This window comes from Microbulbifer maximicatervae (SeqCode) (assembly GCF_052467385.1).
Genome location: NZ_CP174311.1, coordinates 206,293 through 227,329 on the forward strand (window position 1 = coordinate 206,293; position 21,037 = coordinate 227,329).

Genomic DNA, 21,037 nt, shown 5'->3' on the forward strand with positions numbered 1-21,037 from the left:
CCTATCACCTTTCAATTAATATGATCTTTTTATCTTAACTCATGAATTCATGGCTTTTTCGATGATTTAAGTATGGATTATGTAGTGATAATTGGTAAAAGATTTACAGGTGTCTTATGACTGTTACGTCCCATGGTGTGTCTATCGGTTTGGAACAGAAATCCGATTATATTTTCCTTACTGTGAAGGCCCGTGGTAAGTTGACCCATGATGATTACGAAACCATGGTACCAATGTTGACCGCAGCAATAGAAAAAGTTGAGCACCCAAAGATAAACGTATTTATGGATGCTCGAGAATTGGAGGGGTGGGAGCCTCGGGCGGCTTGGGATGATTTTAAGTTGGGTATTGAATACGGTCGGGAGTTTAACCGGGTTGCCGTACTTTCAGATAAACGCTGGCTAAAAGTTGCCGGAAAAGTAGGTAGCTGGTTTATCGGTGGTGAATATCGAACATTTGAATCAGAAACTGAGGCGAAAGCTTGGCTGGAGGAAGATACCTAGATTTTTAAGTGATAAAGCCAGAATAGAAAAATAAAATATTTGTCCATTAAAGGCTTATTAAATAATAAATTATATAAGGATTAGACCGTATGTTTGAGTGGATAGCCAGCCCTGAGGCCTGGATAGCACTGGCCACATTGGCTGCCCTGGAGATAGTGCTGGGCATCGATAATATTATCTTTATCTCCATTTTGGTTGGACGGTTGCCTCCAAAACAGAGAGAGCCCGCGCGCTTTATCGGTCTTACCCTGGCAATGGTGACCCGGTTGGCTCTGCTTTTCTCTATTGTATGGATTATGGGCTTGGTCGAGCCACTATTTAGCATCTATGGCATGGAAATTTCAGGTCGCGATATTATTTTGGTTGGCGGAGGGCTGTTCCTAATCGCTAAAGCTACCCATGAAATTCACAATAGTCTCGAGGGCGAGGAGGAGAGTGCATCCTCTCTCGGTAGTGCGGGATTTTGGATGGTGCTACTACAAATTGCACTATTGGATATTGTCTTTTCCTTGGATTCTGTAATTACCGCTGTCGGATTGGTCGACGAGATCTCAATCATGGCAATAGCGATTATTCTGGCGGTAATCGTTATGTTGGTAGCGGCTAAACCAATCGGGGATTTTGTTGATCGTCATCCTACCGTGAAAATGCTGGCACTATCCTTCTTAATTATGGTGGGCTTAACTCTGGTGGTTGAAGGGTTTGATGTCCATGTACCTAAGGGATATATCTACTTTGCCATGGCGTTTTCAATGGCTGTGGAGTTCCTCAATTTGCGTATGCGCAGCAAGAAAGTCCGTAAGACCCCATCGGTAAGGTTACATCACGCTCTACGTGAAGATAGTTAATATAGTGAGAGGGTGGAGGTGTTCCTCCACCCCGGATTACTGTCTGGTTTGCAATAGTACCCTTAGTTACTATTTTTAAGCTTCAATATTAAGTAAGTAAGGCCCAGCGCGAGAGTGGCAGTAGATAATCCCAAAAGTTCGCCAGCATTGACCTTATCCAGATCTAAAATAATAAATTTTCTGGATAAAGCCAAAATAGCAATAAGTACGACAACTTTGGTTTGAATAATACTCTGTTGACGTGTAACTACATATTGAAGTGTATGGCTAAATTCCAGTGCAATCAGTAAAGTAATAATCTCGCCAAATATTGTTTGAAATACTTTGTGGTCCAGAGGGTCCTGCATGCCCACCAGTAACATATTGTATACAGAATATCCCAATCGACTGATCGCGACTATTACGATTACAACAATAATAAAAGTCAAAATTAAGGCAATCAGGCTTTCAAATTTTCGATAGTAGTTGTGAATTGCCTTATCTGTAATCGAAGTTTTTTCTTCTGGGCTGTCCATGCCTTACTTCTCGTTAAACTCATAAAATTAAAGCTGGTTTCTGTCAGTGAGCTTCTTAATCCAATCCTGATTTAATTTCCTGTTTTAGTAATGAAATTACCTTGCTACTTAGCGGCATCATTCGATGTAGTATCACTGGAACTTCGTAGGATGTTCCCAAGCCCAGGATAGCACTACTATGGGGCATAATGGTTATGTCATAGGGTGTCCAGATTGAAGCCGGCTCGGTAACCTCCAATTTTTGAATGCCTAAGTTCAACGCGCGTAAAAAATCACTGCCGATCCGCAATTGTTTCCCACCTTTGTAAGGAAGAAAGTTTGCCCAGTAACTACCATGGTGGGGAGAGGAAATTGATATAAATTTATGCACCCGCTCCAAACCATTAAGGGCTTGTAAATAATACCGAGCGATTATCCCTCCCATGCTGAATCCCACCAGGGTACAGGTAGTTTCTTTATCTACGATATGCTCCAATTTTGCGAGAAGCTGGGACGAAAGGTGTTCCATACCATGCCAGCCGGAGTTATAGCGTAGGTGGATATAGTGTACGTCATAATTTTCGGCAGCTAATTCGTGCTGCATTCTAAGTAAGGAGGTTCCTCGATCAAAAATTCCAGGTATTAAAAGAACAGTTCGGCTTTTACGTTTCATTCTTGTCGCAGGAGATGTGATGCGTTAGGAAAAGCTTCAATCGCAATAGTTATTTGTCTGCCAAAAACTATTGGGAGATTGATAGAGAAGTGTAGTTGCAGAACTATTGTTGGATGCCACATAGTAGCAAAGTAGTCTTAAGGGATAAGTTGGAATGCCGGCAACTATGTCTTTTATTTATATAGACGCCGGCATCTGAAATAGAAAAGTAATTCAAGCGTCTGTTTGAGGGTTTCCAAATAGAAATATTAATATTTCATCGAGTCTAGAATTCCATGATTTCTCATCATGGGCATGACCCTCAAATACTTGGGTTTGCCAATTTGAAGAGGAATACCCTTTCTGGCGCATGATTTTATCCACAGTCCGTTGCAGAGGTGGGTAATAAGCATCCAGGGTTTCTGTACCATGGTCAAAATAAAATCGGTGACTTCCAGGCTTAGGTAAATTTGCCTCTAGATAGTCGCGAATAGCCTCAGCTATCGGTAGTTTGTCGTCGGGGTTAATCCCTGGCCAATGGGTGGATATAGCTGCAGCCGTAGAGAACACTTCGGGGTACTCTGTGACCGCATAGAGTGATATTAATCCCCCCATACTCGCGCCGGCAATAAAGGTGTCGCTGGGATCACCACTCACAGCGTAATGACTATCAATATAGGGTTTCACCTTGGTCACCAAAAATTGTAAGTAAAGATCTCCACGCAATTCGGCTTGGTTAAATGGATGTTGGACCTGTGAAGCCTCTTTAGGTAAAAAACTACGAGCTTTCTGGGGGAAGTAGTCACCGTGGCGAAGTGTCTCAATGTTATCGATAGCGACAACTATGAAGGGACGTACCTTCTTTTCTGCTATTAACCGAGAGGCGACTTCATCCATGCCCCACTCCTGACCATTCCAGGTGGTTTTACTGTCGAACAGCATCTGTCCATCGTGCATATAAAGGACGGCATAGGGTTTCTGTGTAGGATATTGATCAGGCAGCCATACATGAATTGGGCGCTCAGCAAGTCCTTCCAGTGTCAGGGAGGGCAGTATTTCAAGCTTTCCTGCCGATACTTGTACTTCTTTAGGGGGTTCTTCAGCTGTACACGGTGGTATTAGACTGAAAAGAATACCGAATAATAAGGTCTTATAGATATCCATAGCGCCCTGCCTTTGGGGTGTAGATAAAGTTCTACTCTATCTATAAAACCAGTGGCAGGGCTCCTCCCCCTAAGGGGCTGACTTTGGTGTTGAGCCTTCTTTAGAAATAACTGCGGACATCCCAGGTTTCACGTTTATCATCCAATTCGAGCATCGGTCTCATTATAGAGCTATGCCCCTGTCCACCTAGAACGAAAACTTTGGTACCCGGTTGGGCGACGGCTTGGATATTGGCATACATACGGAAGTTTCTGGACCACCATTTGGAGGATAGATCGGCCCCTATAAAGTTATCACCTTGACCAACGTCATTGAGCATTATATAGGAACCCACGTTCATTTTATCCTCAGCGGGGTCATTGTGCTTGTCCAGAATTTCCTCCAATGGCAGTGAGGCATGCATCTCATTAAATCGAATGCCCCAAGCCTTCAAAAATTCATCAGTTATTTTTTTTCGCTCGGGCGAATTACTTTCTAGATAGGATAAAAGTTCGCCATAGGGGAGATCTTGGCTAGCATCATAGCAGATGACTTTAGGCAGGCCGGCCTTCTTGGCTACTCTGAATCCCAGCTGTTCGCTTTCTCCTCTATTTAGCTTGTGCTCACCCTTGACATATTTGGCAAAGCGCTGATTCATTTTACTTTCGTCATTGGTGTGGCATTCCAGAAGAACATGTGTTGGCGAGTCGGCGGCAATCCGTGAGGATAGGTCCTCCAAATACCTTTGACTTTCTTCGGTATAAATATCAATAACTTGTGTTTTCACCACATCTTTACTGGGTTTGCTGAAGTGGCTAAAGTGAAAGCTACCAAAAAGCATAACTTGTGCGGGTTCTGTACTTTCTACTGGCTCTGCATAGGCACTTAGACCAACAATTCCCAAATAAAGCATAATTGAGCCAGTGATTTGTCTTGTTAGGTTTTTCATTTAATATCCTTATTTTATTATTTAGCTTCTATAGTTTGGCTAAGTACTACACGAAATGAATAAGTTTGAATTTGACAGCGATAAAACAGCTTTAAATTGGTAATGCCTGCTTATAACAAGATAAATAAAGTGATTTTTCTGATCTGAAAAATTTTTTATTAATTTATTGCGCTGGGACTTGAGAACTCAGGGCTATTTTAGTAATAGCCCCAAGTTGGTACGGTATCATTGTTAATGTATGTTTACTTAAGTACCACTTCTTAATCTGGTCACTTCAACATCTGCATTACGCATTTTAGCTGAATGGGCTACTTCCTTGCTGACAATAGTCTTTCCTATCGGAGAGAGTGAAATTGCCGCAAGCTTAAGGTGCTGCAAACCAAAAGGTATACCAATAATGGTAATAAAACAGGCAATAGCATGCAGAAGGTGGCCAATAGCAAGCCAGATACCAGCCAATAGGAACCAGATAATATTTCCGACTAGACCAAAGCCACTTGTCCCAATATCACCGCGCAGGGTGAGTTCTTCTCGGGAAATTGCCTCCTTACCGAAAGGGAAAAAGGAAAATTTGCCGATTACAAAGCAGGCTCTTCCCCAGGGAATACCAATAATACTGATAAAGGCAATCAGCGAGCAAAACCACCAGCAGAGTCCCATAATGACACCGCCAAGGATAAACCAGAGGAAATTTCCAAGTGTTCGCATAACTACCCCTACCAATTCGGTAAAATATATTAGTGAAAACGGTAATCTACTGATGTTACCGCAAATCCTAATCGCTATATCATTTATTTAAATTACAGTAGTTAGACGCAAGTCCTCACGTTTTAGATTCAGTTATGGATACTTTCCTCAGCCTGAGCGTGACCAGTTGGTCAGTCTGGATGTTGGCTTGGATTTTGCCCTTTGGGTATGAAGGTTACGGTATCAGCTCATTTGCCGGAGCATTACTATTTAGCAAACGATGACATTGACTACTTCCTGTTACCGGTAGACCTGACTGCAATATACCCAATTGATCCAAGACAGTCGCTTGGTCCCAGTAAATATGCTCAGAGCTGATTTTTCTATTGGAGAAGCTAATAATTCCCACATGGGGGACTGATAGCTTCTTCCCTGTTGCTTCGATACCAGGTGCGAACCAATCCATACGAATAGAATGGGTAAAGTGAAGAATAAACTCATCCACTAAGCTGTCTTTGCCCACGGTGCGGGAAAGAAGCTGTAAATTTATATCCGCTGGCATTTGAGGAATAAATATTTCCCTATAAAATTTTCGCAGGGGTTCTTTTCCCGTTGCGCCGGTATTAACCGGTACATGAATTAATACGGGATTTTCGGTCATGGTAGCAATTGCGGCATCGGCATCTTTTAGATCGAATTCGGCCTCGGTATGGGTTTCCCAAAGTTGAATTAAGTACTTTTCATCGTCATTGTATTCCATCTCTTCCACCTTCCCATTTGAGGCGCAATATTACTGGTCGTTGAGTTAATCCATCTTGTGCCAAAGACAGTATCTCGATGTTTATAAATATCAATAAGGTCGAGAGCGTCAACAGTGAATATGACGATCTCGCAGCTACCTATAGTGATGGCTAATTTTTAGTACAGAATCAGAGTGTTTGTAGTGCTAAAAGATCATAAATTATTGAGGAGGAGATGAAGGGAAATTGTTTGAGTGTTTTCAGATCTAAAATGCGTTACCCGTTCTATAAAGATAACGCATTCTTAACCCTTTAGCTGCGCCAGTAATTATTGGCTGCTGCAACGGTTTGGAAATTAATGGCAACAACCTGAGAGGAGGCGATCAGGCTGTCTGCATTTTCCTCATAGGCGGACCTCAGCTTACCCCGTACTTCATCTGAAGGCTGGGTGTATTTAACTCCCATCCTGGATAGTTTCATTGCAAGTTCAAAGCCTTGTTGTGCATTTTCAGTAATTAGGCTTTCTAACCAGATTTGCGACATGGACATCCCTCTCTACTATCGGGTTGATTAATAAAGTTGTGGGGGCTGCTGAGCCCCAGTTATTTTGTATATTTACTAAGGGTTGATATCAGTCCAATATGTATTGGCTAATATATTTGTTGAACTGAATAAGATCGAAAGAACCTCTTATTTCGAACCTTACCTTACCGATCTCGCTTAAATAAACTTCTATTTCACAGTCCAGATCAAAAGTGCCAGCGGTCTCAACAGAGAATGCCTGGATCTTGCTGAAAGGCAAAGAGGTGTAGTCTACTTTTGAGCCCGTGATACCCTGAACATTGGCGGCAATAATGCGTTTGTTGGTGAAAACTACCTGATCGCGAATAGTTTTAAAACCTGCAAAAATAAACTCCCCCTCGATCAGGAACTTATTAAAGTCATCCCTGGATTCAGAGATATCTATAGGCTTGAGTTTAAATACTGGTGAGTTTTTAAAATCTATCACGGGTTATCCCTGTAATTCTATTGGAGGAGGAGATTACCACTGTGGCGCATTAAGTTACAGATGATTTGCTTTTTGGTTGTGTTTTTATGTTTAAATTTATTTAATTATTATGACAACTTCCACAATAGAGGATCGATCATAAGTAGTTGGTAATTTTTGAGATGCTTATCTCTCTATTCACTGGATTCTTGACTCGATTATTTCAGTATCACTAGGGATAAATAGCAGTGGGTATATCTATCTATTGATTTGCAAGGCTTCCAAAAAAAGCTGCACAGCGGGATGAGTTGTTGCACTTTTTTTGAAGGTGACAGCATTTTGTATTTGGTAGTGAAACTTCTCAGGTAGCAGGGGGAGCAGGGTTCCTTCCCCGACATATCTGCGGGCCAGGTATTCCGGTAGGAAACCCACAAAGCACCCAGAAAGTATCATCGCCAACCTGGCCGCCATATGGTTGGCTGTGGATCGCTTGGGAAACAATCGATACAGGTGCGCCGCACCAGAGAGAACAGTATGACTGGGCGCAGCTAACTCCTGCTGGGTGAGTAGCTCCTCATCAATAGCTGACACCTGGGCACAGGGGTGGCTGTTACTGCAATAGAGAATCGATTGGTGATAAAACAGGGGTTGGTACTCCAGCCCCGGTCGACGTGAGTGCAGGGGGTTGATACCGATATCGGCGCGGCCTGCGAGGATTTCCAACTCGAGTTCCTGAGGGGCGGCCAGTTGTACTTCCAGGTGGAGTTGCGGGGCCTTCTCACGCAGTTGTGCAATAGTTCCGGGCAAGTTCAGTTGCGGTATTTCCAATACATCGTCGGGCATTACCAGGCGCAGGGTACCGGTGAGTTGGGATTGGATTGCATTGACCTGGCTTTTGAAGGTATCCAGGTGCCCATCGAGCTCCAGAATAGCCCTATACAAGGCCTCCCCCTCCGGGGTTAGTTTGAAGTCGGCCCTGCCTCGAGAGCGCAAGCACAACTGCATACCCAGCCGTGTCTCCAGGTCGGAGATATGCACACTGATCGTGGAGCGGCTGATATTCAGGGTGACTTCGGCAGGGGTGATGCCTCCGGCGTGCACAACCTCGCGGAAGACGCGCAACAGGCGCAAATCCATATCGCTGAGGCGGCCTCCCAGGGCGTTTTTGGTTTTGCTCATAGCTGCACTTCCTGGGGCGCTGAGATGGTTTCTGGCTGTAGATATAATTAAAGTTTGATAAATATAAACTTTAGTTGGAAAAATACTACTATTCTCCTCAGTCAGCTGCGGCCAGAATCGCCGCATACTACTAATAACATCTATTTACTAGGAATTTTCCTGTGAAACTTGCAAATTCGGACCTGTTGAAATTTCAGAACTATATAGCGGGCGAATGGCGTGACGCTGCCGCCACTGTAGATGTATGTGACCCGGCAAATGGCGAGTTGCTGGGCCGTGTGGCCGACGGTACCGCAGAGGATGCCGAGGCGGCGGTGGCAGCGGCCAGTGAAGCCTTCCCCGCTTGGAGCCGCCGTACAGCCGGTGAGAGAGCTGCGGTGCTCAAGCGCTGGTACCAGCTGATCGTGGATAACGGCGATGATCTGGCAATGATCCTTAGCCTGGAGCAGGGCAAGCCGGTAGCGGAAGCGAAAGGCGAAATTATCTACGGGGCTTCCTTTATTGAGTGGTTCGCGGAAGAGTGCCGTCGGGCCTATGGCCAGACGATCCCGACTCACAACCCGGCCATGCGCCTGAATACCATCCGCCAGCCGGTGGGTGTGGTGTCCTGTATTACCCCCTGGAACTTCCCCAATGCCATGATCACCCGCAAGGCGGGTCCGGCACTGGCGGCGGGCTGTACTGTGGTGATCAAACCGGCCCTGGAGACGCCACTATCTGCTCTGGCGCTGTGTCAATTGGCGGAAGAAGCGGGCCTGCCCAAGGGGACTATCAATGTAGTTACCGGCAGTGATTCTCCAGGAATCGGCAAGGTTCTGACCCAAGATCCCCGTGTGGCCAAATTCACCTTCACCGGCTCCACTGCTGTGGGCAAGCTGTTGATGTCCCAGTGCGCCAGCACCGTGAAAAAAATGTCCATGGAGCTCGGCGGCAACGCGCCGTTTATCGTATTTGACGATGCGGATATGGATACCGCAGTCAGCGCCTGTATGGCGACCAAATTCCGCAATGCGGGCCAGGTGTGCGTGGCCACCAACCGCATTTACGTGCACGAATCCGTGCACGATGAGTTTGTGGAAAAGCTGCGCGAGCAGGTTGCCGCCCTGAAGATCGGCCACGCTACTGAGGAAGGGGTTAATATGGGCCCGATGATCTTCCGCAGGGCTGTGGACCGGGTTCAGGGGCTTGTACAGGACGCGGTTGAGGCCGGCGCAAAAGTTGAAATTGGCGGTGAGCAGCTGGCCAATGGCGATAACTTTTTTGCGCCAACCATCCTCACTGGAGTTACCGATACCATGCGTATCGCTCAGGAGGAAATTTTTGGCCCTCTGGCGGCGATACAGAAGTTTTCCGATGAGGAAGATGTGGTTCGCCGTGCCAATGAAACGCCCTACGGCTTGGCGGCTTACGTGATGAGTGAAAACATTCGCCGAGCCAATCGTGTGGTAGAGGCGCTCGAGTACGGCATGATTGCCTGTAACACCGGGGTTTTCTCCACCACTGTGGCACCCTTCGGTGGTGTTAAAGAGTCCGGTATTGGCCGCGAGGGCGGTGTCGAGGGTATGGCCGAATTTTACGAGACCAAATATTGCTGTTTCGGGGCCTGAGTCCCGGTCTGAACACAACTGGCCTGCGCTTGTCCTAGGTGACAAGCGCCCGAACAGATTTTCGGGAGCCTGTGGCTCCCCTACTTAAGAGTTTGAAACTTCAGGGAACTTGCGGAGATTAATACTATGTCTGAGATGCAAACCGATGCTTTCTGGATGCCGTTTACCCCCAACCGCACCTTTAAATCTGCACCGAGAATTGTAGAGCACGCCGAGGGGATTTATCTCACGGAGAAAGGCGGTCGCCAGGTTATTGATGCGACTGCGGGTTTGTGGTGCAGCAATGCGGGTCACTGCCGTTCTGAAATTGCAGAGGCAATTTACCAGCAGGCAAAAACACTCGACTACAGCTCTATTTTTAATTTCGGCCACGAATTGGGTTTCGAATATTCCGAGCGCCTGGTAAAGCACACTCCCGATGGCCTGGACCATGTGTTCTTCGGTAATTCCGGTTCCGAGGCAGTTGAGAGCGCCCTGAAAATTGCCCTGCAATACCAGCGTGTACGCGGCAAAGGCACTCGCACTATGTTTATCGGCCGTGAGAAGGGTTATCACGGAGTAAACTTCGGCGGTATTTCTGTGGGCGGTATTCCTCCTAACTACCAGGGTTTTGGCCAGCCGGTGAAAGCCAACCATATGCGCCACACCCTGGATATCGAGCGCAATGCATTTAGTCGTGGCCTGCCGGAGCATGGTATTGAGTTGGCTGAAGACCTGGAGAGACTGGTAGCTTTCCACGGTGCCGACCAGATTGCCGCTGTGATTGTTGAGCCATTTGCCGGTGCCGGCGGTGTGGTACTGCCTCCCAAAGGCTACCTGCAACGCCTGCGGGAAATTTGTGATAAGCACGACCTGCTGCTGATTTTTGATGAAGTCATCTCTGGCTGGGGCCGTACCGGTTCTGCATTTGCCTCCACGGAGTTCGGTGTGACCCCGGATATGATCACCTCCGCAAAGGGGATTACCAATGCCACAGTGCCCTTGAGTGCGGTATTTGTCAGCGACGAAATTTATAAAACCGTGATGAATGCGGCTCCCGATGGTGCGGTGGAATTCTTCCACGGTTATACCTACTCAGCACATCCGGTTGCCTGTGCGGCGGGTATGGCGACTCTGGATATTTACGAGCGCGAAGGCCTGTTGACCCGCGCTGCCGGTGAAATTGGCCAGCACTGGGAAAATGCTCTGCACAGCCTGGCTGACCTGGACAATGTGATCGATGTGCGCAATTACGGTTTGGTCGGCGCTATTGAGTTGCGCGCGCCGCAGGATCTGAAAGGGAAATACGGAGCTAAAGTCTCTGGTATGGCCTGGGAAGCTGGAGTGATGGCCCGTGGTATTGGCGATGCCCTGTGTATGTCCCCACCGTTGATTATCGAGAAGCACGAGATCGATGCTGTTGTGGATAAACTGCGTGGCGTGATCGGCGCTCTGGCCTGATTATGCTATTGCGGCAGCCCATTCGGGCTGCCGTTCTCTCCAAATTACTCTTGTGTCAGAAGGAAAGAATACACTTCTCTCGAGACGCGCCGTGTATACATCCCTGTAAACTCATAATCGGCATCCATGCCTCATACGGCCCCGAGTGCAGTCTTGCCTTATTAGTTTTCTCCCTTCCTCTCCTTTCATGACCCGCAGGGCAGTTTGCGTAACTTCCCTATTGTCGTTTAGAGCTACACTGAAAATAGTGGTCTGCGGCGCGGTCACAGTCTTTGCAGAGTCGACTGCCTGGCCGCGCTCGTAGGCTGCCTTTAAAAGCCGCCGGGGAAAAATTCAATTCCCTGATGGTAAGGGACTCTTCAATATGGAAAGTTACTCAACCTGGGGACTTTTCTATGCCCGCTGACACTCCTCCCCTGGCGACCGGACCTATTTTGCAGGTGTTGTCTGCAAACTGGTGGCTACTCCTACTGCGCGGTATTGTCGCGGTGATTTTTGGCGTGCTGACTTTTGTCTGGCCGGGATTGTCCCTGTTGACCCTGGTGTTACTTTTTGGGGTTTACGCTTTCCTGGATGGTATTTTTTCCCTGGTTGCGGCGGTGATGGGGAGGCATAAGTCCACTCCACTGTGGTGGTTGATTGTCTCGGGGCTGATCAGTTTGGCTGCGGGAATTGTGACTTTTATTTTCCCGCAGGTTACCGCTTTAGTGTTGGTCGTTTTTATCGGTGCCTGGGCCCTGGTGCGGGGTATCTTTGAAATTGTCGGCGCTATTCGCCTGCGCAAGGAAATTGATAACGAGTGGCTGCTGATCGCTATTGGTGTTCTCTCGGTGATTTTCGGAGTTGCGATTTTAGTCAGCCCCGGGGCTGGTGCTCTGGCGTTGCTCTGGGTAATCGGTGCCTATGCGATTATTTTGGGACTGCCATTGATCTGGTTATCTTTCCGACTGCGCAAGCATAATAAATCCGCTTCTTCATAACCGTTTAACTCAAATACGCTCAGTAATAAAAAGGCCGGTATTACCAAGTAATACCGGCCTTTTCGAATTGCTATTTAAATAACAGCTTCTGTTTTTTATTGTTTAGCAGCGAGATTGACTGCCTTCGGCAATGCCCCCATTAACGCTTTGCCTTTTTTCTCCAGTGCCATACACAGCTGGATTCGCTCCTCGGCTTGGGCGAGGCTGCGCTGGTATCCGGGAGCTAAATCACCTTGCTGGGCAAAGAGTTGTTGCAGTTCGCCCAGGTGCTGTTTATCGCAGAAGGCAGCGGCAAGTGATGGGGTGCGGCGGCGGATCTGGGCCGGAATCTTATTTACCACCTTGTCAAAGTTCTGTTGCAGCCACTCCCAGTGCTGTTCCTGAACCCTAGGTTGGGCCAGGGCGTAATGGATCAGGCCAAATGATTCTCTCGGCCCCATTTCGTCGCTGAGCGCTAATGCTTGAATGGTTTCCACTTGCTTGGGATTGTTGCTGGTGCCGATGGCATTGGCACTGGCATTTTCAAAGCGGGGATCATCCAGCTCGGCGCGGACTTTGATCAGGTGTGCGAGGAAATCTTCCCCTGCATCCTGTACTGCCACACTCAGGGCTGCCTGGTATAGGTCAGAGCTTAACGCCTTCGCATCCCGTTCCTGTTTAAAGCCGGTAAAGGCGGTTGCCATTTCCTGTAACTGCTTGCGCGAGTCAGGATCTTCTGCAACTTGCGCCATAAAGGTTAGCAGGTCGCTGTGCAGCATCTGCTGGTCGCTATCACTGCTATTGGCGCTGCGATTTAGTATCGGCAGGTATAGGTTCTGGGCAAAGTTCAGGAATGCAGAGCGCTGGGATTCACCCAGGTAATTATCCCGGTACTTCTGCAGGTAGCGCAGTGGCATGGTGATAACCTGGCGCTTGTCCGCCACTGCGGATTTGCGCACTACTTCCAGCAGTGGTGCCGCAGTGAGATTGCCGGCCTCGAAAGCTGAGAAGGCGCTGTCGATAATGGACAGCTGTTCAGTGGCAGAGAACTGGGCAAATTGTTTAATCAGTGCCTGCCACTGCGTCTTGGGAAGGTTCCAGCGGTAGTAGCCGCTGCCCTGAGCATTGGGCATTACCCAATTTGGGCAGGCACCGCCGGTAATCTCCAGGATTTCCCTTGGCTCAGTCAGGATCTGGCACTGCTGCACGCCGCTATCGGTGCTGAAGCAGAAGGGGATGCTCCATTTATCGCTGGCGTCGGCGATAGGGGAGCCGAGTGGCTTGTAACGGCTCTGCTGAACCACCAGCGAGGCCTTGCCGTCGCTATTGCAGTCCATGGAGATATCCAGTTGTGGAACCCCTTTTTGCTCGACAAAACTGCGGAAAGTCTCGGTCAGTTCCGGGGTGTTGGTTTCCTGGCCGATCACTTTGTAGAAGGGTGGTGAGTCGGCCACGCTGTCGGAGAAGGTTTCCAGGTAGCGCCCCAGTGCCGGGCGGAAGTTTTCCGCTCCGAAATAGGTGTCCACCATGTGGATAACGCCCAGGCTCTTCGAGTAGGTGATCGAATCGTAGGCGTTGCGAATATTGTTGTTGTCCGCGATGGGCTCACGAATGGCGCGGGTGCTGGCCAGGGAGTCCAGCTGCATGGCGCCGATCGCATAAGTCGCTGCGTTGAGGTCGTGCCCCTCTTCAGGTTCCATAATGGTGAGGGCCAGCGCCTCTCCCCAGGTAGCAAAACCTTCCTTCAGCCATAGGTCGTCCCACCAGGGAGGGGTGACCTGATTGCCAAACCACATATGGGCAATTTCGTGCGCATGAACTTCTACGAGAGCCAGGCGGGTGCCGGGAGCGGGGTTGTCGCCCACCAGGATACGCTGTTCGCGATAAGTAATTGCCGCGGACAATTCAGTAGCGCCACTGGGCCATTGGGGTGCGGCAATAATGTCCAGCTTCTTGAATGGGTAGGGGCGTTGCAGCTGGGTCTCGAAGGTCTCCACCATTTTGGGGGTGATATCGAGGATGTAGTTCATATCCTCACCGCGACCTTTACGGGCGAAGCCGCGCAGGGGTATGGGGTCTTTGCGGTACTTGCTCGGTGGTATGGCTGGGCGCTCAACCTGGTCAAAGGGGCCCACTGACAGAGACAGCAAATAGGTGGACATCGGTGGTGTGGTGGCGAAAGTGACTTTCTCCATGCCGTCACCTGCCGCTTCGCGTTTCAGCTCGGGCCCATTGCTAATCGCTGCGTAGCCTTCGGGTATTGTCAGGCTGACGGTAAAGGGCGCTTTCAGGCCTGGCTCGTCGAAACCGGGTAAATACTTGCGGGCCTGGATCGATTCGGATTTTGCCAGGGCATAGGCATCGCCCTGTTCCTCGACCTTAAAAAGCCCGGCCAGGTTGCGATCAAATGCAGCACTGTAGTCGATATGCAGTTTGAAAGTGCCCGCATCGATCTTCTCCGCAAACTCTACTGCGGCAACACCACTGTCCAGTACTTCCCGGTATTCGGCCGGAATCTGGCGGCCGTCATCGAGCTGTGCATAGACTTCGCGCACATCCAGGTTTTTGCCATGCAGCCAAATATGTCGGGCTCCTTCCGCCAGCTGGATATCGATATCCACCTTGCCGGTGAAGCTGTCTTTGCGCGGGTCCAGCACCAGTTCCAGCTGGTAATCCAAGGGGGTAGTGCCCTCGGGCAGGCGCCCTTCGGGAGCCTTATCAAAATCGAGGCCTTTAGCCTCGACTTCCTGGGCAGTATTGGTTTTTGCTGGTTCCGATGCTTTTTCTGCGGGGTTACAACCTGCTACTGAGAGCAGGGCCGCAGTTAGCAGGGCGAGCGGGATGTTCTTTTTCATGGTAGGGGGAGCACTCAGCCAAAAGGCTGATTGTACCGCTTTGGAGAAAAATTACGCGATGCAAATAGTTGGGCTGAGGGGAAGGTGGGAGGAAACCCGGCAGTGGATGCCGGGTTTCTGTGGGGAGACTTACAGGTGCGGTACGGTCAGGCTAGAGACCTTGCTGCTGCTGTAGGGCACTGTGATGGTGTAATTGGTATTTTCCGGCTTCTGGTAGATATAACCCTGAGTATCGATGGCTAATACTACACGGTGGCCAACCGGGACATCGTAGCTGGTGGTGAAAAAGTCCACTTCGAACTTTTGTTTTTGCCCAGATTTGTCTGAATGCAGGGTAATGGGGGCGTGAGTTATCAGGCGCCCCAATCCCAGCGGACCCACATCGTAGAGGTGCACGTTGAGTTGCACTTCTTTTTTGCTGGGTTCCACCCACATTTCGAGTTTGGGTTCGCCGCGAATCTTCAAGGTTTCCCACTGAATCGGTGATTTGTACTCGATGGCGTAGTAGCCGTTGATAGCGATCATGGGCGCGTAAACGGGGATACCGAAGCCTTCCAGTGCATCGGAAACCAGCGGGATACCGGTGCCTGCAAAGGTATCTGAGTCGCCGTGGAATTCATTACTCCAGCTCCAACCGTCGTACTTGTCGCTCTCCATTTTTGCATTGTTGAACATGGTAAAGCGTGGCTGCAGGTACCAGGTGGTGCTTTCGTCTGTTACCGGGTAGTCCTCGAATTGCTCCAGCTCATTGCTGATACGCACAGTCATATCCACCTTGGGTTCGGTGTCGATCCCGTTGTCCTCGCCTTTAAGGTGGTGGTCGAACCAGCGGAAACTGGTGGACCAGATATGGCCATTGTTACCGGTAAGAGTCTCGGTAATCGCGTGGGTGCCGGGGTTTAGCATGAGTTTCTTGGGCCCTTCGAGCAGGGAATAGAAATCGGTCATGCTATTCGGCTTAAACAGGTAGTCGGCGAAATTGTTTGAGAGCAACACCGCTGTGCCGTTTTGATTGATTTCGTCCACGTAACTCATTGCGGAGCGCTCAGCACCGAAATTAATTACCTGTTCCATATTTTCGCCGTCGCGCAGGTTGCTCCATACCTGCTCGAGTTCGGCCTCTTTCTGGAAGGCCGTAGTAACAAGCAGCGTGCCCCAAACCAGGTTGACGGTTTCATTGGGGTACAAAGCTTCTACTACATCTGCCCAACCGGATAGCGCAGCTACTGCATCGACGCGAGGGTGCTTGGCAGCACTCAGTAGTGAAATTCCACCGCCGTAGGAAATTCCGGCCATACCCAGCTTGCCCACCGGGTAATTGGTTTCCAGCCAGTCGATCAGGACTCCCACATCGTTAAGGCTGTTATCCCCTGCGACGTCAACAAGTCCTCCTGAGTGCCCAAATCCCCGGGTGGAGTAGCTGAGCACCAGGTAGCCGTTTTCTGCCAGCTCTTTGGCCTGGAAGTGGTACTGGTGCTTCTCCAGCCCCCAGCTGTTGGTAAAAATAACGGTGGGGTAACCGTCTGCTGGTGCGGGCGTCTCCGGGATAAATAAGTTCGCATCCAGGACCGTACCGTCAAAAGAAGTAATATCCACGTCGGCGATATATTCCGGTGCCGACCAGGCATGAGCAGACATTAGGGCGCCGCCAAGCAGCGCCAGTAGTGGCTTGGTATTCATTAGTTTTCTCTCATCTGATGAAATCATTATTATTTTTTTGACCAGGATTCCCTCCTTGGTCGACCCCGTACTATAGGAGTTCATCCTAGTTTTGTACGTAAACAGGGCTAAATTTGAGACGTTTGTCTCGCTTCATGTCGCAATCTGCTGCAGAAAACTATCTATGAACAGCTATCTATTTTGTGTCTTTCCGGTCACACAAAAACAGGCGAAAAGCCGTTTTGTGATCAAATTGATCTTTTTTTGATCAGTGAAAACCGGTACTGTGTCGTCTTCGCTAATCAGCTAGGGAGGGCTTCAGCAACAATGACTCGGTGGCCCGAACTATGGTTTCTCGTTCAGTTGTTCTATTAGTACTTTGTTTCGGATTTATCGCTTCAGCCTACGCCGCGCCGCGCAGCTTGGGGCAGGTGACCTGGTATGAAGTCGACAGTGATAATTTTCGCGTGATTACCGATGGTGATCCCAACGCAGTCAAAAGTCTGGTAGCAGACCTGGAGCGCTATCGCGCAGTGGCCTTGGAGTTACTCGATGCAGATCCAAAAAGCGAGCGATTAACTATTTATGCGGCCGCAGACCGGGACACCTATGCAAACCTGGTGGGTGTTGAGCTGGCGGATATGACCAACGGTTTGTTCGATACCTCTGCGGAGGGTAACTATGCCCTGGTAAACCTGGATGGTCGCAGCGTTGAGAGGCAGCTCAAAGCGCGCGAATTCCTGTTCCATGAATACACTCATTTTCTGAGCTATAACGGCAACACCACCCACTACCCCTATTGGTATAGCGAGGGGTTTGCTGAATTTATGGCAACCATGTCATTCCCGGAAAAAGGCACCTACGAAATTGGCTCCATTCCCAGCGAACGGGCCATGACCCTGATGTATACCGGGCTTATGCCGCTGGAAGACCTGTTGCGCGCGACGGTGTACAACACCGATGCGGACGAAAAGGCAGATGTATATGCCGGAGGTTGGATTCTGTCTCACTGGTTGATGATGAAAAGCGGCAAGCAGGATAATTTCGATAATTTCGTCAAAGCCTATAACGATGGTGCCGACCCAGTACTTGCCCTGGAAGAAGCGCTGGGGATGTCGGTGAAAGAAATTGAAAAGGCCTATGTCGCCACTTATAAGGCGGATAGCTTTGAACATTTTAGTGGTGCTATCCCCGCGGACTTTAAAGAGGCCAGCCCTACGGTTAAACGCCTCAGCAAAAGAGAGTCGGTGAGCATCCTGGCTGGATTTATCGCCCAGTCCGGTTACAACCTGCTGGCTTTGGATGAGTTGATTGAATATGCCTACAGTACGGGTATTTACAGTACTGAGCTGGCTGCGATTAAAGCGAGTGCCGATCTGCGATTGGGTAATTTCCCCCAGGCTAGCCACCTTTTGGCCAGTGTCCCCACTAAGGACCGGGGCCAGCTCTGGTACTTGAGTGCCCATGCTTGGTTAACGGTTAATCAGCAGGCGGTGGCGCCCGGTAGTAAGCGGGATCTTCGCAGCTTGAAAATGGCGCGGGAAGAGTTCGACTTCCTGGTGAAGGAAGAACCGAAAAATGCATCTCACTGGTTTGGCCTGGCGATGGCTATGGAGATGCTGGATTACCCCCGAGAGGAATATCTGGAAAAGCTGGAGCAGGCTTACAAGCGTGCCCCCCGTGAGCTGCATATTGCCCAGTGGCTGGCAGAAGAGCTCTACCAAAAGAAAGATGCGGAGTATTTTGCCCGAGTGGCGAAGCCGCTGATGTTCGAGCTCCCAGACGAGGAGCAGAACAAAGAAATAAAAATGAGGTTGGCAGAGCTGAAGGGCAAACCCAAGTCATCATAGCAACCATAAGAGCGCTCACTGAATAAAAAAGGCTTGTCACTCTGTGTAAGAGACATCCGACATTCGCCAACGTATATTTGCCCGGCAATTGACTTTGCCGGGCTTTTTTTTAGGGGATAATTTCCCTGCAAACTGGTACGATTTCTGTAACAGCGGCAATTCCATATTGCGAAGCATAGCGAGCGCGTTAAGGGTAATGCTTCTCATAGAATAAGAAAGGGTGCACTGTGAGCAGAAAACGGTTTTTCGTTATATTTCCGCTATTTGTCTTAATATTGCTGCTTGCCGCATGCGAGAGTAATAGAGATCCTGTTGTAGAAAACTCAAAGGTTTTAACGGAATCTCCCCAACAACCGATACCAACGCCGCAGAATAAACAGCCCGCAAAGCCGCAGTTTGAAAATTATGTAGAGCAAGGAGATCTGCCAGCCCTGTTAGAGCGAGGTGTATTGCGCCTGTTGGCTCCAAGGGGCCCCCAGGAGAGCGCCTTACCACGAGAAGGACTACCTGCAACAGAGTGGCGAAAACTTGCGGAAAATTTTGCTCGTAGCCGGGGATTAAAGCCTCAGTGGGTTTACGTAGATAACTTTTCCGATTTAATTCCGGCGGTTATTGATGGACGTGGGGATGTAATCGCCACCAATTTTTCCCGCACCGAAGAACGCAAATTATCACTGGGTTTTACCCGCCCATTACAATATGTTGATGAGTTGCTAATTACTCATAAAGAGTTCGAGGTGGAAGAGGCTGTGCCCTTGCAAGTTGTGCTGCGGCGGGGCAGTGCATTTGCTGAAACCCTGGAGCAGCAAGTCGATAGGGAAAATTACAGGATCACTTACCTCGATAAGCCGGTTGCAACCAGCGAGCTTATCGGGGCTGTAGCAGCGGGTGAATACCCCGCAACAATTATTGATAGTAATTTGGCCGATGTACTTCTAACTGATTACCCTCAACTCACAGCCACCACAGAACTCGATTCCCGCAGGCCTATAGCCTGGGCTGTACGCAAAGGTGCTATCGCTTTGAGGCGTGAGTTGAATGAGTTCTTTACCGCAGAATTGGTATTGGCCAGTCAGAACCGAGAACAGCCACTGAGAGATTGGCAGGCAATAAAGGAGAGCGGAACTTTAAGGGTGCTCACTCGCAATCACCCCGCTTCCTACTTTATCTGGCGCGGTGAGTTGATGGGGTTTGATTACGATCTGCTAAGGAAGTTTGCTCGTGACCATAAATTACGCCTGAGCATGGTTGTGCCCGATAAGGACCAGGATTTGGTCGAGGCATTGAATGATGGAATGGGGGACATGATTGCTGCATCCCTTACTGTTACCGAGGCCCGCCGCCAGCAGGGATTGGCATTTTCCAAGCCTTATATGACAGTTACGGAACAGGTAGTAGCCGCAAAATCAAAGGTGCCTGATAAAGAGCTACCCCTTCCAGAGAACCTGCTTTCTGGGCAAACAGTAGTGGTTAATCCCACCACGAGCTATCACGAGAGTCTGGTCAAAATAATGGAAAAGCAGCACGGGCAAGATATGGTGCCGCTACAGATCCATCGTCTAAAAGGCGCTACCAGTGAGTTTCTTATTGATGCAGTAGCCAGGGGTATTTTTCCCTATACCGTAGTTGACTCACACTTGGCCGCCATTGAGAGTACTTACCGGGATGACTTTACTGTAGTGGGGGAGTTGCCAGGGGAGCGAGATATCGCCTGGGCCGTTCGAACTGGCCAGCCGGTATTACTGGAACAACTGAATAACTTTCTGAACAAGCACAATCGGGACCTGTTCTTTAACGTTACTTACAATAAATATTTCAAGGAACAAAAGCGTATCCTCCGACATCAAGGGCAGCGCCTGCGCAGCACTGATGAACTATCGCCCTTTGATCCCATAGTAAAGAAATATACTGAGGCTACCGATCGGGATTGGCGTATGGTGGTTGCGCAGATGTACCAGGAGAGTCAATTTAACCCCCAAGCGCTCTCCTTTGCCGGTGCTCAGGGCTTGATGCAGGTATTACCGCGGACAGCACGACAGATGGGAGTTAAGAATTTGTATGATCCTGAAAACGGTATCCGCGCAGGTGTATCTTATTTGGGGTGGCTGGATAAACGTTTTCCTGAAAATATACCCCTAGAGCAGAAGATCTATTTTACCCTGGCTGCATATAATGCGGGTCACGGTCATGTCAGGGATGCCAGAGCGTTAGCCCGACGACTGGAGTGGGACCCTAACCAGTGGTTTGGCCATGTTGAAGAGGCCATGTTGCTGTTGTCCCAGCCTGAATACTATCGCGATAGTCGTTTTGGTTACGTGCGCGGCAGGGAGCCAGTTAATTATGTGCGTGAGATACGGGATAGATATATTGGATATTTAGGAGTTGAGCGCCATCAGAACTATACAGATATTGATGGCAGCATTGCTCCCGATTAATTAATGCATCCCATCAGTGGGCCTCTGCAAGCCAGAGGCATTGTGGGTT

18 protein-coding genes are annotated in these 21,037 nt (G+C 49.1%); 7 read left to right on the plus strand and 11 right to left on the minus strand.

Translation table 11 applies throughout. The features are described from left to right. Window positions 1-116: 116 nt before the first annotated feature. Window positions 117-503, plus strand: a complete 387-nt coding sequence (locus tag ACJJIR_RS00955; RefSeq protein ID WP_413663643.1) for a SpoIIAA family protein — start codon at window positions 117-119, stop codon at window positions 501-503. Window positions 504-592: 89 nt separating this feature from the next. Next, the gene (locus tag ACJJIR_RS00960; RefSeq protein ID WP_444906988.1) at window positions 593-1,351 is read left to right on the plus strand and encodes a TerC family protein; all 759 of its coding nucleotides are present in this window, start codon (window positions 593-595) and stop codon (window positions 1,349-1,351) included. A gap of 62 nt (window positions 1,352-1,413) precedes the next feature. Here the strand turns inward: ACJJIR_RS00960 and ACJJIR_RS00965 are convergent, their stop codons facing one another. The 9 genes from ACJJIR_RS00965 to ACJJIR_RS01005 all read right to left on the minus strand — a co-directional run bounded on the left by ACJJIR_RS00965 (window position 1,414) and on the right by ACJJIR_RS01005 (window position 8,183). Further along, complete coding sequence (locus ACJJIR_RS00965) at window positions 1,414-1,866, minus strand: phosphate-starvation-inducible PsiE family protein (protein ID WP_282930894.1); 453 nt, start codon at window positions 1,864-1,866, stop codon at window positions 1,414-1,416. Between the two features lie 55 nt (window positions 1,867-1,921). After that, a complete protein-coding gene (locus ACJJIR_RS00970) occupies window positions 1,922-2,449 on the minus strand; it encodes a lipase family alpha/beta hydrolase (RefSeq protein WP_444906989.1) in 528 nt (175 codons plus the stop codon). Between the two features lie 282 nt (window positions 2,450-2,731). Continuing rightward, the gene (locus ACJJIR_RS00975) at window positions 2,732-3,661 is read right to left on the minus strand and encodes an alpha/beta hydrolase (RefSeq protein WP_444906990.1); all 930 of its coding nucleotides are present in this window, start codon (window positions 3,659-3,661) and stop codon (window positions 2,732-2,734) included. A gap of 100 nt (window positions 3,662-3,761) precedes the next feature. Further along, window positions 3,762-4,589, minus strand: coding sequence for a DUF5694 domain-containing protein (locus ACJJIR_RS00980; RefSeq protein ID WP_444906991.1), 828 nt, complete (start codon window positions 4,587-4,589; stop codon window positions 3,762-3,764). A 246-nt stretch (window positions 4,590-4,835) separates the two neighbouring features. Then, window positions 4,836-5,297, minus strand: a complete 462-nt coding sequence (locus ACJJIR_RS00985) for a YccF domain-containing protein (protein ID WP_282930898.1) — start codon at window positions 5,295-5,297, stop codon at window positions 4,836-4,838. Window positions 5,298-5,511: 214 nt separating this feature from the next. Beyond that, on the minus strand, window positions 5,512-6,036 hold the full coding sequence (locus tag ACJJIR_RS00990) for a nuclear transport factor 2 family protein (protein ID WP_444906992.1): 525 nt from the start codon (window positions 6,034-6,036) through the stop codon (window positions 5,512-5,514). A gap of 292 nt (window positions 6,037-6,328) precedes the next feature. Beyond that, complete coding sequence (locus tag ACJJIR_RS00995; RefSeq protein ID WP_444906993.1) at window positions 6,329-6,559, minus strand: hexameric tyrosine-coordinated heme protein; 231 nt, start codon at window positions 6,557-6,559, stop codon at window positions 6,329-6,331. 88 nt (window positions 6,560-6,647) lie between these two features. Continuing rightward, window positions 6,648-7,025: a PH domain-containing protein gene (locus tag ACJJIR_RS01000; protein ID WP_282930901.1), complete on the minus strand. Its 378-nt coding sequence runs from the start codon at window positions 7,023-7,025 to the stop codon at window positions 6,648-6,650. Between the two features lie 237 nt (window positions 7,026-7,262). After that, window positions 7,263-8,183 carry a LysR family transcriptional regulator gene (locus tag ACJJIR_RS01005; protein ID WP_444906994.1) on the minus strand — a complete coding sequence of 307 codons (921 nt, stop codon included), beginning with the start codon at window positions 8,181-8,183 and terminating at the stop codon, window positions 7,263-7,265. Between the two features lie 161 nt (window positions 8,184-8,344). On the opposite strand from ACJJIR_RS01005, the gene ACJJIR_RS01010 reads away from it, so the two are divergent. From ACJJIR_RS01010 to ACJJIR_RS01020, 3 genes are all read left to right on the plus strand, one after another. Continuing rightward, window positions 8,345-9,790 (plus strand): NAD-dependent succinate-semialdehyde dehydrogenase, encoded by a 1,446-nt coding sequence (locus ACJJIR_RS01010; RefSeq protein WP_444906995.1) that lies wholly within the window; start codon window positions 8,345-8,347, stop codon window positions 9,788-9,790. A 126-nt stretch (window positions 9,791-9,916) separates the two neighbouring features. Beyond that, entirely contained in the window at window positions 9,917-11,230 is a 1,314-nt protein-coding gene (gene aptA / locus ACJJIR_RS01015; RefSeq protein WP_282930904.1) for an omega-aminotransferase AptA, read from the plus strand. A 395-nt stretch (window positions 11,231-11,625) separates the two neighbouring features. Continuing rightward, the gene (locus ACJJIR_RS01020) at window positions 11,626-12,210 is read left to right on the plus strand and encodes an HdeD family acid-resistance protein (RefSeq protein ID WP_282930905.1); all 585 of its coding nucleotides are present in this window, start codon (window positions 11,626-11,628) and stop codon (window positions 12,208-12,210) included. Window positions 12,211-12,305: 95 nt separating this feature from the next. Here the strand turns inward: ACJJIR_RS01020 and ACJJIR_RS01025 are convergent, their stop codons facing one another. Together ACJJIR_RS01025 and ACJJIR_RS01030 are read right to left on the minus strand one after the other, a co-directional pair. Continuing rightward, a complete protein-coding gene (locus ACJJIR_RS01025) occupies window positions 12,306-15,044 on the minus strand; it encodes a M1 family metallopeptidase (protein WP_444906996.1) in 2,739 nt (912 codons plus the stop codon). A 129-nt stretch (window positions 15,045-15,173) separates the two neighbouring features. After that, window positions 15,174-16,724, minus strand: coding sequence for a CocE/NonD family hydrolase (locus ACJJIR_RS01030; protein WP_444906997.1), 1,551 nt, complete (start codon window positions 16,722-16,724; stop codon window positions 15,174-15,176). Between the two features lie 326 nt (window positions 16,725-17,050). On the opposite strand from ACJJIR_RS01030, the gene ACJJIR_RS01035 reads away from it, so the two are divergent. Beyond that, on the plus strand, window positions 17,051-18,553 hold the full coding sequence (locus ACJJIR_RS01035) for a hypothetical protein (protein ID WP_444906998.1): 1,503 nt from the start codon (window positions 17,051-17,053) through the stop codon (window positions 18,551-18,553). 227 nt (window positions 18,554-18,780) lie between these two features. After that, complete coding sequence (locus tag ACJJIR_RS01040) at window positions 18,781-20,988, plus strand: transporter substrate-binding domain-containing protein (RefSeq protein ID WP_444906999.1); 2,208 nt, start codon at window positions 18,781-18,783, stop codon at window positions 20,986-20,988. Window positions 20,989-21,037: the final 49 nt, after the last annotated feature.